Origin of the sequence: Burkholderia sp. FERM BP-3421 (genome assembly GCF_028657905.1) — a bacterium.
Lineage (GTDB): Bacteria > Pseudomonadota > Gammaproteobacteria > Burkholderiales > Burkholderiaceae > Burkholderia.
This window is the reverse complement of the sequence record NZ_CP117782.1, coordinates 3,346,453-3,360,100: the sequence shown is the minus strand read 5'-3', so window position 1 is coordinate 3,360,100 and position 13,648 is coordinate 3,346,453. Positions and strand designations below refer to the sequence as shown.

The 13,648-nt window shown below is 60.5% G+C and carries 23 protein-coding genes; all 23 read right to left on the bottom strand.

The genetic code is table 11. The annotated features are described in order from the left end of the window. Window positions 1-10: 10 nt before the first annotated feature. The 23 genes from rpsE to rpsL all read right to left on the bottom strand — a co-directional run bounded on the left by rpsE (window position 11) and on the right by rpsL (window position 13,600). Window positions 11-529 (bottom strand): 30S ribosomal protein S5, encoded by a 519-nt coding sequence (rpsE, locus tag Bsp3421_RS31315; RefSeq protein WP_007180127.1) that lies wholly within the window; start codon window positions 527-529, stop codon window positions 11-13. A 14-nt stretch (window positions 530-543) separates the two neighbouring features. After that, the gene (gene rplR, locus Bsp3421_RS31310; RefSeq protein WP_006477183.1) at window positions 544-909 is read right to left on the bottom strand and encodes a 50S ribosomal protein L18; all 366 of its coding nucleotides are present in this window, start codon (window positions 907-909) and stop codon (window positions 544-546) included. A gap of 12 nt (window positions 910-921) precedes the next feature. Beyond that, window positions 922-1,452, bottom strand: coding sequence for a 50S ribosomal protein L6 (rplF, locus tag Bsp3421_RS31305; RefSeq protein WP_274000713.1), 531 nt, complete (start codon window positions 1,450-1,452; stop codon window positions 922-924). An 18-nt stretch (window positions 1,453-1,470) separates the two neighbouring features. Beyond that, window positions 1,471-1,866 (bottom strand): 30S ribosomal protein S8, encoded by a 396-nt coding sequence (gene rpsH, locus Bsp3421_RS31300; RefSeq protein ID WP_252984561.1) that lies wholly within the window; start codon window positions 1,864-1,866, stop codon window positions 1,471-1,473. Window positions 1,867-1,880: 14 nt separating this feature from the next. Then, window positions 1,881-2,186 carry a 30S ribosomal protein S14 gene (gene rpsN, locus Bsp3421_RS31295; protein ID WP_274000710.1) on the bottom strand — a complete coding sequence of 102 codons (306 nt, stop codon included), beginning with the start codon at window positions 2,184-2,186 and terminating at the stop codon, window positions 1,881-1,883. A 7-nt stretch (window positions 2,187-2,193) separates the two neighbouring features. Then, window positions 2,194-2,733, bottom strand: a complete 540-nt coding sequence (rplE, locus tag Bsp3421_RS31290) for a 50S ribosomal protein L5 (RefSeq protein WP_252984559.1) — start codon at window positions 2,731-2,733, stop codon at window positions 2,194-2,196. 17 nt (window positions 2,734-2,750) lie between these two features. Next, entirely contained in the window at window positions 2,751-3,059 is a 309-nt protein-coding gene (gene rplX / locus Bsp3421_RS31285) for a 50S ribosomal protein L24 (RefSeq protein ID WP_252984590.1), read from the bottom strand. Window positions 3,060-3,068: 9 nt separating this feature from the next. Then, window positions 3,069-3,437 carry a 50S ribosomal protein L14 gene (rplN, locus tag Bsp3421_RS31280; protein WP_013696372.1) on the bottom strand — a complete coding sequence of 123 codons (369 nt, stop codon included), beginning with the start codon at window positions 3,435-3,437 and terminating at the stop codon, window positions 3,069-3,071. A gap of 304 nt (window positions 3,438-3,741) precedes the next feature. After that, window positions 3,742-4,014, bottom strand: coding sequence for a 30S ribosomal protein S17 (gene rpsQ, locus Bsp3421_RS31275; RefSeq protein ID WP_004201274.1), 273 nt, complete (start codon window positions 4,012-4,014; stop codon window positions 3,742-3,744). Further along, window positions 4,011-4,205 carry a 50S ribosomal protein L29 gene (gene rpmC, locus Bsp3421_RS31270; RefSeq protein WP_004199856.1) on the bottom strand — a complete coding sequence of 65 codons (195 nt, stop codon included), beginning with the start codon at window positions 4,203-4,205 and terminating at the stop codon, window positions 4,011-4,013. Before rpmC ends, rpsQ begins: the two co-directional genes overlap by 4 nt. A 9-nt stretch (window positions 4,206-4,214) precedes the next feature. Beyond that, window positions 4,215-4,631, bottom strand: coding sequence for a 50S ribosomal protein L16 (gene rplP, locus Bsp3421_RS31265; protein ID WP_006029288.1), 417 nt, complete (start codon window positions 4,629-4,631; stop codon window positions 4,215-4,217). 2 nt (window positions 4,632-4,633) lie between these two features. Continuing rightward, entirely contained in the window at window positions 4,634-5,434 is an 801-nt protein-coding gene (gene rpsC / locus Bsp3421_RS31260) for a 30S ribosomal protein S3 (RefSeq protein WP_274000703.1), read from the bottom strand. Between the two features lie 11 nt (window positions 5,435-5,445). Continuing rightward, a complete protein-coding gene (rplV, locus tag Bsp3421_RS31255; RefSeq protein ID WP_004199272.1) occupies window positions 5,446-5,775 on the bottom strand; it encodes a 50S ribosomal protein L22 in 330 nt (109 codons plus the stop codon). Window positions 5,776-5,787: 12 nt separating this feature from the next. Further along, a complete protein-coding gene (gene rpsS, locus Bsp3421_RS31250) occupies window positions 5,788-6,063 on the bottom strand; it encodes a 30S ribosomal protein S19 (protein ID WP_004199273.1) in 276 nt (91 codons plus the stop codon). 10 nt (window positions 6,064-6,073) lie between these two features. After that, complete coding sequence (gene rplB, locus Bsp3421_RS31245; protein ID WP_274000701.1) at window positions 6,074-6,901, bottom strand: 50S ribosomal protein L2; 828 nt, start codon at window positions 6,899-6,901, stop codon at window positions 6,074-6,076. A gap of 2 nt (window positions 6,902-6,903) precedes the next feature. Further along, complete coding sequence (rplW, locus tag Bsp3421_RS31240; RefSeq protein WP_004199275.1) at window positions 6,904-7,218, bottom strand: 50S ribosomal protein L23; 315 nt, start codon at window positions 7,216-7,218, stop codon at window positions 6,904-6,906. Then, entirely contained in the window at window positions 7,215-7,835 is a 621-nt protein-coding gene (rplD, locus tag Bsp3421_RS31235; protein WP_252988153.1) for a 50S ribosomal protein L4, read from the bottom strand. Before rplD ends, rplW begins: the two co-directional genes overlap by 4 nt. Next, window positions 7,835-8,494 carry a 50S ribosomal protein L3 gene (gene rplC, locus Bsp3421_RS31230; protein ID WP_274000700.1) on the bottom strand — a complete coding sequence of 220 codons (660 nt, stop codon included), beginning with the start codon at window positions 8,492-8,494 and terminating at the stop codon, window positions 7,835-7,837. The genes rplD and rplC overlap by 1 nt, the downstream gene beginning before the upstream one ends. 187 nt (window positions 8,495-8,681) lie before the next feature. Continuing rightward, the gene (gene rpsJ / locus Bsp3421_RS31225; protein ID WP_004199280.1) at window positions 8,682-8,993 is read right to left on the bottom strand and encodes a 30S ribosomal protein S10; all 312 of its coding nucleotides are present in this window, start codon (window positions 8,991-8,993) and stop codon (window positions 8,682-8,684) included. Window positions 8,994-9,124: 131 nt separating this feature from the next. Next, window positions 9,125-10,315 (bottom strand): elongation factor Tu, encoded by a 1,191-nt coding sequence (gene tuf, locus Bsp3421_RS31220; RefSeq protein ID WP_274000698.1) that lies wholly within the window; start codon window positions 10,313-10,315, stop codon window positions 9,125-9,127. Between the two features lie 39 nt (window positions 10,316-10,354). Continuing rightward, complete coding sequence (gene fusA, locus Bsp3421_RS31215; RefSeq protein ID WP_274000697.1) at window positions 10,355-12,457, bottom strand: elongation factor G; 2,103 nt, start codon at window positions 12,455-12,457, stop codon at window positions 10,355-10,357. A gap of 122 nt (window positions 12,458-12,579) precedes the next feature. After that, window positions 12,580-13,050, bottom strand: a complete 471-nt coding sequence (gene rpsG / locus Bsp3421_RS31210) for a 30S ribosomal protein S7 (RefSeq protein ID WP_006477195.1) — start codon at window positions 13,048-13,050, stop codon at window positions 12,580-12,582. A gap of 169 nt (window positions 13,051-13,219) precedes the next feature. Then, the gene (rpsL, locus tag Bsp3421_RS31205; protein WP_009689279.1) at window positions 13,220-13,600 is read right to left on the bottom strand and encodes a 30S ribosomal protein S12; all 381 of its coding nucleotides are present in this window, start codon (window positions 13,598-13,600) and stop codon (window positions 13,220-13,222) included. Window positions 13,601-13,648 lie beyond the last annotated feature (48 nt).

Sequence of the window (13,648 nt, the reverse complement as noted above, 5' to 3'; positions counted from 1 at the left end):
CCACCCGGGCTTAGCCCAAAATATCTTCGACGGACTTGCCGCGCTTCGCCGCGATGTCGCCCGGGGTGGACTGCTTGCGCAGGCCGTCGAGCGTCGCACGGACGAGGTTGTACGGGTTCGTCGAACCGTGGCTCTTCGCCACGACGTTCTGCACGCCCATCACGTCGAACACTGCGCGCATCGGGCCGCCGGCGATCACGCCGGTACCGTCCTTCGCCGGAGCGAGGAGGACCGCGGACGCGCCGTGCTTACCATGCACTTCGTGCTGCAGCGTGCCGTTCTTGAGCGGCACCTTGAACATGTTGCGGCGCGCCTGTTCCATCGCTTTCTGGACAGCGACCGGCACTTCCTTCGCCTTGCCCTTGCCCATACCGATCCGGCCATCGCCGTCGCCGACCACGGTCAGTGCGGCGAAGCCGAGAATCCGGCCACCCTTCACGACCTTGGTCACGCGGTTGACCGAAATCATCTTTTCGCGAAGGCCGTCGTCGCGCTCGTCAGCCTGAACTTTCGCTTGCATCTTTGCCATGACGAATTCCTTCCTTAGAACTTGAGCCCAGCTTCACGAGCTGCCTCGGCCAGCGCCTTGACGCGGCCGTGGTAGCGGAAGCCCGAGCGATCGAAGGCGACGGATTCGATGCCGGCGGCCTTTGCCTTCTCGGCAATACGCTTGCCGATCAGCGTCGCGGCGTTAACATTGCCGCCCTTGCCCGACTTGTCGGCGAGCTCGGCGCGCACTTCCGCCTCGAGCGTCGACGCGCTGGCGAGCACCTTGGTGCCGCAGGGCGAGAACACTTGAGCGTAGATGTGCGTATTCGTGCGATGCACGGCGAGACGCGCGACCTGCAGCTCAGCGATCTTGATACGCGTCTGGCGAGCGCGGCGCAGGCGAGATTGAGTCTTATCCATGATTGCGCACCCTTACTTCTTCTTCGTTTCTTTGAGGATCACAACCTCGTCGGAATAGCGCACGCCCTTGCCCTTGTAAGGCTCCGGCGGACGGTAGCCGCGCACTTCCGCAGCTACTTGACCGACTTGTTGCTTGTTGATCCCCTTGATCACGATTTCGGTTTGCGTCGGGGTTTCAGCCTTGACGCCTTCCGGCATCTGGTGCACCACCGGGTGCGAGAAACCCAGCGACAGGTTCAGCTTGTCGCCTTGCGCCTGCGCACGATAACCGACGCCAACCAGCGTCAGCTTGCGCTCGAAACCCTTGGTCACGCCGTGCACGGCATTCGCGATGATCGCGCGCATCGTGCCCGACAGTGCATTTGCTTCGCGGCTGTCGTCGACCGGCGACAGGTTCAGCGTGCCGTCGTTGTTCGCCACGTTCACGAGCGGGTTCACCGCTTGCGTGATGGTGCCCAGCGGGCCCTTGACGGTAATCGAACCGTCGGCCAGCTTGACTTCCGCGCCTTGCAGCGCGATCGGGCTCTTACCTACTCGAGACATGTTCCTCTCTCCTTTCGGTTAAGCGACGTAGCAGATGACTTCGCCGCCGACGCCCGTAGCGCGCGCCTTGCGGTCGGTCATCACGCCCTTCGGCGTCGACACGATCGCCACACCGAGGCCATTCATGACCTGCGGAATGTCGTTGCGGCCGCGGTACACGCGCAGGCCCGGCTTCGACACGCGCTCGAGGCGTTCGATGACCGGACGGCCAGCGTAGTACTTCAGCGCGATGTTCAGCTCGGACTTGGCGCCTTCGCTCTTCACCGCGAAATCGTCGATGTAACCTTCGTCCTTCAGGACTTGTGCGATTGCAACCTTGACCTTCGACGAGGGCATCGCGACCGATACTTTCTCGACCATCTGCGCGTTGCGGATGCGAGTCAGCATATCGGCGATAGGATCACTCATGCTCATTTACGTTTCTCCTATTACCAGCTCGCCTTGGTCAGGCCAGGAATCTCGCCACGGAATGCGATTTCACGAATCTTGTTACGCGCGAGGCCGAATTTGCGGAACGTGCCACGCGGACGGCCCGTGATCGCGCAGCGGTTGCGCTGGCGGGTCGGGTTTGCGTTGCGGGGCAGTTGCTGCAGCTCCAGGCGTGCTTCGTAGCGCTCTTCTTCCGACTTGCTTTGGTCGTCGATGGTCGCCTTCAGCGCTTCGCGCTTCGCTGCGAACTTCGCGACCAGGCGGGCGCGCTTCTTTTCACGTTCGATCAGTGCCAGTTTAGCCACGGTAACCTCAGTTTCTGAACGGGAACTTGAAGCTGGCGAGCAGGGCCTTGGCTTCGTCGTCGGTCTTCGCGGTCGTCGTGATGCTGATGTTCAGCCCACGCAGCGCGTCGATCTTGTCGTAATCGATTTCGGGGAAAATGATCTGCTCTTTCACACCGATGTTGTAGTTGCCACGGCCGTCGAATGCACGACCCGACACGCCACGGAAGTCGCGCACGCGGGGCAGCGCAACAGTCACGAAACGGTCGAGGAATTCGTACATCGCCTGGCCACGCAGCGTCACCATCGCGCCGACCGGATAGCCTTCACGAATCTTGAAGCCTGCGATCGCCTTGCGAGCCTTCGTCACGACAGGCTTCTGGCCTGCGATCTTCGCGAGGTCGCCGACGGCGTGCTCGATCACCTTCTTGTCAGCGACGGCTTCGCCAAGACCCATGTTCAGGGTGATCTTGGTGAGGCGCGGCACTTCCATGACCGACTTGTAGCCGAACTTCTCGATCAGGCCCGGAACAACCTTCTCTTTGTAAAACTCTTGAAAACGTGCCATTTCTATACTCCGCAGCGTCAAGCGCTCAGCACAGCACCGGTCGTCTTCAGGAAGCGTACTTTCTTGCCTTCCTCGACCTTGATGCCAACCCGCGAAGCCTTGCCGTTCGCGTCGACCAGTGCGACGTTCGAAATACGGATCGGCATCGTCTTCGCTTCCACGCCGCCCGTCGTACCCTTCATCGGGTTCGGCTTCACATGCTTCTTGACGAGGTTGATACCTTCAACCGTCACATGCTCGGCGCCAACAGCCAACACGACGCCGCGCTTGCCCTTGTCCTTGCCGGTGATGACGATGACTTCGTCACCCTTGCGAATCTTGTTCATCGCGACTCCTTACAGCACTTCCGGCGCCAGCGAAACGATCTTCATGAATCGTTCGCTACGCAGCTCACGCGTGACCGGCCCGAAAATGCGGGTGCCGATCGGCTCAAGCTTGTTATTCAAAAGCACAGCGGCGTTGCCGTCGAACTTGATCAGCGAACCGTCTTGACGACGCACGCCCTTGGCGGTGCGAACCACCACGGCGTTGTAGATTTCGCCTTTCTTCACGCGCCCGCGCGGCGTTGCCTCTTTGACAGTCACCTTGATGATGTCGCCAATGCTGGCATAACGACGCTTCGAGCCGCCGAGCACCTTGATGCACATGACTTCACGTGCACCCGTGTTGTCGGCCACTTCAAGCCGAGATTCGGTCTGGATCATGGTTTGTCTTTCCCAACTTAATCCGTACGCACCACCATGGCGCATGCGGTCAGTCTTGGTCCCGTCAGCCAACGGCTGCTTGGGTTTGAACAGCAGCGACGGCTAACGAAACCCGCCATCGCAAATCGGTGAATCCTTCGGAACAGGCAGAACGCCTATCCGCTTCCCCCACCAGTAACTTCGCCCGCGACGGGGCTCCCTTAAAGAGGGAAGACCGGGATTATAACAAATAACCCCGGTCACGCAAGCAAAAACTTTGCGATTTCAAGTACTTCTACTGCCTTGCAGCGGTTCCGCCTGGTGCTTAGATCACGCGGGCTGCTTCGACGAGGCGCGACACGGCCCAGGCCTTCGTCTTCGAAACAGGACGGGTTTCCTGGATTTCGACGAGATCGCCTTCGTTGTACGTGTTCGCTTCATCGTGCGCGTGGTACTTCTTCGAGCGCACGACATACTTGCCGTAGATCGGATGCTTGACGCGGTGCTCGACCAGCACGGTAACGGTCTTGTCCATCTTGTTGCTGACGACCTTACCGACCAGCGTCCGCTTCAGCGAGGTTTTCACGCTATCGTTCATTTCTGGTTCGCCTTCTGAGTCAGGACGGTCCGCACACGTGCGATGTCGCGACGAACCTTCTTCAGCTGGCTCGTGTTCGTGAGCTGCTGGGTCGCGAGTTGCATGCGCAGGCCGAATTGCGCCTTCAACAGGTCCGACAGCTCCTTGTTGAGCGCGGCCTGATCTTTCTGGAGAAGTTCGGAAGCCTTCATGTTTTCTCCTTAGGCGCCGAGCTGACGCACGATGAACGTCGTCTTCAGCGGCAGCTTCGCTGCGGCCAGACGGAACGCCTCACGCGCCAGTTCTTCGGTTACGCCATCCATTTCGTACAGCATCTTGCCCGGTTGAATCTCGGCGACGTAGTACTCAGGGTTACCCTTACCGTTACCCATCCGCACTTCTGCCGGCTTCTGCGAAATCGGCTTGTCCGGGAAGATACGGATCCAGATGCGGCCGCCACGCTTGATGTGACGCGTCATGGCACGACGCGCCGCTTCAATTTGACGCGCGGTCAAACGGCCGCGACCGACAGCCTTCAGGCCGAACTCACCGAACGACACGGCGTTGCCGCGCGTCGCGATACCGGTGTTACGACCTTTTTGCTCTTTGCGATACTTCCTGCGTTTCGGTTGCAGCATCGTTATTCTCCAGTCTTGCCGTCTTCCGGCTTGCCGGCAGCGCGGCGCGGTGCGCCACGGCGAGCACCCGGAGCGCCGCCTTCACCGTCACGACGCGGACGACGATCGCCCGGACGCGCGTTGCGGCGGGGACGCTTGTCCTCGGCCACTTCTTCCACGACCGGCGCATCGTTGCGGCCGAGCGTGTCGCCCTTGTACACCCACACCTTGACGCCGATGATGCCGTAGGTCGTCTTCGCTTCCGAGGTTGCGTAGTCGATGTCGGCACGCAGCGTGTGAAGGGGCACGCGACCTTCGCGATACCACTCCGTACGGGCGATTTCGATACCGTTCAGACGGCCGGCGCTCATGATCTTGATGCCCTGGGCACCCAGACGCATCGCGTTCTGCATCGCGCGCTTCATCGCGCGGCGGAACATGATCCGGCGCTCGAGCTGTTGCGTGATCGAATCGGCGATCAGCTGCGCATCGGTTTCGGGCTTGCGGATCTCTTCGATGTTGACGTGAACCGGAACGCCCATGCGGCGTTGCAGTTCCGTCTTCAGCTGTTCGATATCCTCACCCTTCTTGCCGATGACGACGCCCGGACGCGAGCTGTAAATCGTGATGCGCGCGTTCTTCGCCGGACGCTCGATGACGACGCGACCGACCGAAGCGTTCTTCAGCTTCTTCTTCAGGTATTCGCGAACACCAATGTCTTCCTGCAACATCGCCGCGAAATTGTTGTTGTTCGCGTACCAACGCGACGCCCAATTACGGCTGACGGCCAAACGGAAGCCAGTCGGATGAATTTTCTGTCCCATCGTATGACCCCTTAATTCCCGACCGTCACAGTGATGTGACAGGATTGCTTCTCGATGCGGTTACCGCGGCCCTTGGCGCGCGCGGTAAAACGCTTGAGCGACGCAGCCTTGTCGACGTAGATGCTCTTGATCTTGAGCTCGTCGATGTCCGCGCCCTCGTTGTGCTCCGCATTCGCGATCGCCGACAGCACAACCTTCTTCACGATGCCAGCCGCTTTCTTCGGCGAGAACGTCAGAACGTTCAGCGCCTTGTCGACCGGCAAACCGCGGATCTGGTCAGCCACAAGGCGCGTTTTCTGCGCCGAGATGCGGGCACCGCGATGAATTGCTTTCACTTCCATCTTGATTGCCCCTTATTTCTTGGCCTTCTTGTCGGCCGCGTGACCCTTGAACGTCCGGGTCAGTGCGAACTCGCCAAGCTTGTGGCCGACCATGTTTTCCGAGATGTACACCGGAACGTGTTGACGGCCGTTATGAACGGCGATCGTCAGACCGATGAAATCCGGGAGGATCGTCGAACGACGCGACCAGGTCTTGATCGGCTTTTTGTCGCGCGAAGCTGCAGCCGCCTCAACTTTCTTCAGCAAATGGGCGTCGCAGAACGGACCTTTTTTAACAGAACGTGCCATTGCCTACTCCTTAACGCTTGTGACGGCGCTGGACGATCATCGTCGTCGTGCGCTTGTTGCGGCGAGTGCGGAAGCCCTTCGCCGGCGTGCCCCACGGGCTCACCGGATCGCGACCGGCCGCGGTCTTGCCTTCACCACCACCGTGCGGGTGATCGATCGGGTTCATCGCAACGCCGCGCACCGTCGGGCGGATACCGCGCCAGCGGTTCGCGCCTGCCTTGCCGATCTGGCGGAGGCTGTGCTCTTCGTTGCCGACTTCACCGATCGTCGCGCGGCACTCGATGTGCACACGACGAATTTCACCCGAACGCAGGCGGACCTGCGCGTACACGCCTTCACGCGCCAACAGCATCGCCGAGGTACCGGCCGAACGCGCCATCTGCGCACCCTTGCCCGGCAGCATCTCGATGCAGTGAATCGTCGTACCGACCGGGATGTTGCGGATCGGCAGCGTGTTGCCCGCGCGGATCGGAGCTTCCGAACCCGACACGATCTGCTGGCCGACCGTCATGCCCTTCGATGCGATGATGTAGCTGCGCTCGCCGTCCGCGTACACGATCAGCGCGATGTTCGCGCTACGGTTCGGGTCGTACTCGAGGCGCTCCACCTTCGCCGGGATGCCGTCCTTGATGCGACGGAAATCGACGATACGATAGTGTTGCTTGTGACCACCGCCCTTGTGGCGGGTGGTGATGCGGCCGTTGTTGTTACGGCCGGCGGTCGAGCTCTGCGAGTCGAGCAGCGCCGCGTGCGGCTTGCCCTTGTGCAGATCCTTGTTGACCACCTTGACCATCGCGCGGCGACCCGGCGAAGTCGGTTTAACTTTAACGATTGCCATGATTACTTGGCCTCCGCTTCAAAGTTGATTTCCTGGCCGGGCTTCAGGCACACGTAGGCCTTCTTCACGTCCTTGCGGCGGCCCATCGAACGGCCGAAGCGCTTTTGCTTGCCCTTCTGGACCAGCACGTTGACGGAATCAACTTCAACCTTGAACAGCAGCTCGACGGCCGCCTTCACTTCCTGCTTCGTGGCATCCGGCGCGACTTCGAACACGACTTGCTCGTTCTTGTCGGCGACCAGCGTCGCCTTCTCGGAAATCACCGGTGCGAGCAGGACCTGCATCAAACGATGATCGTTCTTGCGAATCTCGCTCATGACAGCAACTCCTCGATCTGGGCGACCGCAGCCTTCGTGACCAGCACTTTCTTGAAGTAGATCAGCGACAGCGGGTCAGCGTAGCGCGGCTCGACAACTGCCACGTGCGGCAGGTTGCGCGACGCGAGGTACAGGTTCTCGTCAACCGTGTCGGTGATGATCAGCACGGATTCGAGGCCCATGGCCTTGAATTTTTCAGCCAACAGCTTGGTCTTCGGTGCTTCGAGGATGATGTCCTCGACGACCGACAGGCGGCCTTCGCGAGCCAACTGCGAGAAGATCGAGCAGAGACCTGCGCGATGCATCTTCTTGTTGACCTTGTGCGAGAAGTTTTCTTCGGGCGAGTTCGGGAAAATCCGACCACCGCCACGCCACAGCGGGCTCGACGACATACCGGCACGAGCACGGCCCGTACCCTTCTGGCGCCACGGCTTCTTGGTCGTGTGCTTGACTTGCTCACGATCCTTCTGCGCGCGGTTGCCCTGGCGGGCGTTCGCCTGGTAAGCCACCACGACCTGGTGGATCAGCGCTTCGTTGTAGTCACGGCCGAACACGACGTCCGATGCATTGACCACCGAACCTTCCTGACCATTGGCATTCAGGAGCTTCAGTTCCATTATTTCGCCCCCTTCACGGCACGCGTCTTCACGGCCGGCGTCACGAAAACCTTACCGCCCTTCGCGCCCGGCACTGCGCCCTTGACCAGCAGCAGCTTGCGCTCGGCGTCGATACGCGCGATTTCGAGGTTCTGCACCGTCACCGTCTCGTCACCCATGTGGCCCGTCATGCGCTTACCCGGGAACACACGACCCGGATCCTGCGCCATACCGATCGAGCCCGGCACGTTGTGCGAGCGCGAGTTACCGTGCGTGGCACGGCCGGAGGCGAAGTTGTAACGCTTGATCGTACCGGCATAGCCCTTACCGATCGACACGCCTTGCACGTCGACCTTCTGGCCTACTTCGAAGAGATCAGGACCGACCACGGCGCCGTTCGACAGCTCGGCAGCCTTGGCCGCATCGATGCGGAATTCTTTGAGGACTTCACCGGCTTCGACGCCGGCTTTGGCGAGATGACCTGCCAGCGGCTTCACCACGCGCGAGGCGCGGCGCGAACCGAATGCAACCTGCACGGCCGTGTAGCCGTCGGTTTCAACAGTCTTGATCTGCGTCACGCGGTTGTCCGACACGTCCAGCACGGTGACGGGAATCGAATCCCCTTCAGCCGTGAAAATACGGGTCATGCCAACCTTGCGACCTACGAGTCCAAGGCTCATCGTTTTCTCCATTCCCGACTGCGATTGGTCGGGGCTAATTTACAAAACGCCGGGGCCCGCGAGAACGCGCGCCAACCAGCTTTTTACGCAAATACGCGAAAAGCCTAGCATTATAGCAAGGCCTTTCGATTTTCGCAAGCAATCAAAGACTTAGCGCCGTCCGCAGGGGCGGACAGCGCGCCAGCCCTTACTGCAGCTTGATCTCCACGTCGACGCCTGCCGGCAGATCGAGCTTCATCAGCGCGTCAACCGTCTTGTCGGTCGGGTCGACGATGTCCATCAGGCGCTGGTGGGTACGGATTTCGAGCTGATCGCGCGACGTCTTGTTGACGTGCGGCGAACGCAGGATGTCGAAACGCTGGATACGGGTCGGCAGCGGCACCGGGCCACGGACGATTGCACCGGTCCGCTTGGCCGTGTCGACGATTTCGGCAGCCGATTGATCGATCAGACGATAGTCGAAAGCCTTCAGGCGGATGCGGATTTTTTGTTGCTGCATGTCGATTCCTTGAAAAGAGCAAGGCGGTGTTGCGCCGCCGGGTCACGAAAAGAACATGGGGTCGGGCGTGCGCTGAGAGCGCGCGCCCGACCCCGGGCGCTGCATATTACTACAAAAGCCGATCGCCGATTTTACTCGAGGACCTTGGCAACGACGCCGGCGCCGACGGTACGGCCGCCTTCGCGGATTGCGAAGCGCAGACCTTCTTCCATCGCGATCGGCGCGATCAGCTTCACCGTGATCGACACGTTGTCGCCCGGCATCACCATTTCCTTGTCCTTCGGCAGCTCGATCGAGCCCGTCACGTCCGTCGTACGGAAGTAGAACTGCGGACGGTAGTTGTTGAAGAACGGCGTGTGGCGGCCGCCTTCGTCCTTGCTCAGCACGTACACTTCAGCCGTGAAGTGCGTGTGCGGCGTGATCGAACCCGGCTTCGACAGAACCTGGCCGCGCTCCACGTCTTCACGCTTCGTGCCGCGCAGCAGGATACCGACGTTGTCGCCTGCCTGACCTTGGTCCAGCAGCTTGCGGAACATTTCCACGCCCGTGCAGGTCGTCTTCACCGTCGGCTTGATACCGACGATTTCGATTTCTTCGCCGACCTTCACCACGCCGCGCTCGATACGGCCCGTCACCACCGTGCCGCGACCCGAGATCGAGAACACGTCTTCCACCGGCATCAGGAACGCGCCGTCAACTGCACGCTCCGGCGTCGGGATGTACGTGTCCAGCGCGTCTGCCAGGCTCATGATCGCCACTTCGCCCAGCTCGCCCGTGTCGCCTTCCAGCGCCAGCTTTGCCGAACCCTTCACGATCGGCGTGTCGTCGCCCGGGAAGTCGTACTTCGACAGGAGTTCGCGAACTTCCATCTCGACCAGCTCGAGCAGTTCAGCGTCGTCCACCATGTCGCACTTGTTCAGGAACACGATGATGTACGGAACGCCAACCTGACGCGCCAGCAGGATGTGCTCGCGCGTTTGCGGCATCGGGCCGTCTGCTGCCGAGCACACCAGGATCGCGCCGTCCATCTGCGCTGCGCCCGTGATCATGTTCTTCACATAGTCAGCGTGGCCCGGGCAGTCAACGTGTGCGTAGTGGCGGTTAGCCGTTTCGTACTCGACGTGTGCCGTGTTGATCGTGATGCCGCGCGCCTTTTCTTCCGGTGCCGCGTCGATCTGGTCGTAGGCCTTCGCCTCGCCGCCGAATTTCTTCGTCAGCACGGTCGTGATCGCTGCCGTCAGTGTCGTCTTGCCGTGGTCAACGTGACCAATCGTACCAACGTTCACGTGCGGCTTGGTCCGCTCAAATTTACCTTTTGCCATGACTCTCTTCTTTCAAAAATGATCGGTTGTGATAGCGAATTACTTCGACTTGGCGCTGATGATCGCATCAGCAACGTTCTTCGGAGCTTCAGCGTAGTGCTTGAACTCCATCGTGTACGTTGCGCGACCTTGCGTCAGCGAGCGCAGCGACGTGGAGTAGCCGAACATTTCCGACAGCGGCACTTCTGCGCGCACGATCTTGCCGCCGCCGACCATGTCATCCATACCCTGGATGATGCCGCGACGACCCGACAGATCGCCCATCACGTTGCCCATGAAGTCTTCAGGCGTTTCCACTTCGACAGCCATCATCGGCTCGAGCAGAACCGGATCCGCGCGGCGCATTGCTTCCTTGAACGCCATCGAACCGGCCATGCGGAACGCATTTTCGTTCGAGTCGACGTCGTGGTACGAACCGAACGTCAGCGTGACCTTCACGTCGACGACCGGGAAGCCCGCCATCACACCGCTCTTCAGCGTTTCCTGGATACCCTTGTCGACCGAAGGAATGAATTCGCGCGGGATCACACCACCCTTGATCGCGTCGACGAACTCGTAGCCCTTGCCCTGCTCGCTGCGCTCGAGCGTGATGACCGCGTGACCGTACTGGCCGCGACCGCCCGACTGCTTGACGAACTTGCCTTCGACGTCCGAAGCCGACTTGCGGATGGTTTCGCGGTACGCCACCTGCGGCTTGCCGACGGTCGCTTCCACGCCGAATTCGCGCTTCATCCGGTCGACCAGAATTTCGAGGTGGAGCTCGCCCATGCCCGAAATGATCGTTTGACCCGATTCTTCGTCGGTCTGCACGCGGAACGACGGATCTTCCTGAGCGAGACGGTTCAGCGCCAGGCCCATCTTTTCCTGGTCAGCCTTCGTCTTCGGCTCGACGGCCTGCGAAATCACCGGCTCCGGGAAAATCATGCGCTCGAGCACGATCGGGTGAGCCGGATCGCACAGCGTGTCGCCCGTGGTCGCTTCCTTCAGGCCCACTGCCGCCGCGATGTCGCCTGCGCGCACTTCCTTGATTTCTTCGCGCTGGTTCGCATGCATCTGCAGAATACGACCGAGACGCTCCTTCTTGTCCTTGGTCGCGTTCAGCAGCGTGTCGCCCGAATTGACGATCCCCGAGTACACGCGGAAGAAGATCAACTGGCCGACGAACGGGTCGGTCATGATCTTGAACGCGAGTGCCGAGAACTTCTCGTCGTCGGCAGCACGACGCTCCGTCTTCTCGCCGTTTTCGAGTTCGCCCGTCACCGGGGGAATGTCGACCGGCGACGGCAGGAAGTCGATCACGGCGTCCAGCATACGCTGCACACCCTTGTTCTTGAACGCGGTACCGCACAGCATCGGCTGGATTTCGCAAGCGATCGTGCGATCGCGCAGACCCTTCACGATCTCCGCTTCCACCAGATCGCCGGCTTCGAGGTACTTGTTCATCAGGTCTTCGCTCGACTCGGCAGCCGCCTCGACCATCTTCTCGCGCCACTCGTTGCACGTGTCGACGAGTTCAGCCGGGATGTCCACGTAGTCGAACTTCGTACCTTGCGACGCTTCGTCCCAAATGATCGCCTTCATCTTGATGAGGTCGACCACGCCCTTGAAGCTTTCTTCCGCGCCGATCGGCACCACCACCGGCACCGGATTCGCCTTCAGACGCGTCTTCAGCTGGTCGTAGACCTTGAAGAAGTTCGCGCCGGTACGGTCCATCTTGTTGACGAACGCGAGACGCGGCACCTTGTACTTGTTCGCCTGGCGCCACACGGTTTCCGACTGAGGCTGCACGCCGCCCACTGCGCAGTAGACCATGCACGCGCCGTCGAGGACGCGCATCGAGCGCTCCACTTCGATCGTGAAGTCGACGTGCCCCGGGGTGTCGATGATGTTGATGCGGTGTTCCGGATAGTTGCCGCCCATGCCCTTCCAGAAGGCCGTGGTCGCAGCGGACGTGATCGTGATGCCACGCTCCTGCTCCTGCTCCATCCAGTCCATCGTTGCAGCGCCGTCATGCACTTCACCGATCTTGTGGTTCACACCGGTGTAGAACAGAATGCGCTCGGTCGTCGTCGTTTTGCCGGCGTCGATGTGAGCGCTAATACCGATATTGCGGTAGCGCTCGATAGGTGTCTTACGAGCCACTTTGATCCTCTATGGGGTTGGCGCGACGGAGCATCCGCTACATCGCACCTCAACACAAACGGGCGAGGCGCTCGAAAAGCGCACCCGCCCGGAATTTTTTTCCGCTAAGCCCAGCCTGACGCTTAGAAGCGGAAATGCGAGAACGCCCGGTTGGCTTCTGCCATCCGGTGAACTTCATCACGCTTCTTCATGGCGCCGCCACGGCCTTCGGCCGCTTCGGACAACTCACCAGCCAGGCGGAGCGCCATCGACTTCTCGCTACGCTTCTTCGCAGCCTCGCGCAACCAGCGCATCGCCAATGCCATACGACGCGACGGGCGCACTTCGACCGGAACCTGATAGTTGGCACCACCAACGCGACGGCTCTTCACTTCCACCACCGGCTTCACGTTGTTGAGCGCAACCGTGAACACTTCCAGCGGGTCCTTGCCACCCTTGGTCTGGATTTGTTCGAATGCGCCATAAACGATGCGCTCAGCGACCGACTTCTTGCCGGACAGCATCAGCATGTTCATGAACTTGGCTACATCAACGTTACCGAACTTCGGATCCGGCAACACTTCCCGCTTGGGGACTTCGCGACGACGCGGCATGTTTCTTCCTTTGACTTTTCAGTTGGAGCGGAATCGCTCCTCGGCCACCAACTAACCCGATCACATCTGACGACTAACCAGCTTGGCCGGGTGACCACTTACTCGACAGCACCGGCAATCCGGCACCACCGCATTAACCGCCCGGGGGCGATCTCCATTCAGAGTCTGCTTACTTCGCAGCCTTAGCACGCTTCGCGCCGTACTTCGAGCGCGCTTGCTTACGATCCTTGACGCCCTGGGTATCCAGCGAGCCGCGAACCATGTGGTAACGCACACCCGGCAAATCCTTCACACGGCCGCCGCGGATCAGCACAACCGAGTGCTCCTGCAGGTTGTGGCCTTCACCGCCGATGTACGAAATCACTTCGAAACCGTTCGTCAGACGAACCTTGGCGACCTTACGCAGTGCCGAGTTCGGCTTCTTCGGCGTCGTCGTGTACACACGGGTGCACACGCCGCGACGCTGGGGGCAGTCCTGCAAGGCCGGGCTCTTGCTCTTCGTCGTTTCCGACTCACGGCCTTTGCGAACCAGTTGATTGATGGTTGGCATTGTTTATTCCTGAAATTGACCAAAATCGACACATCGCTTTCGGGCAAA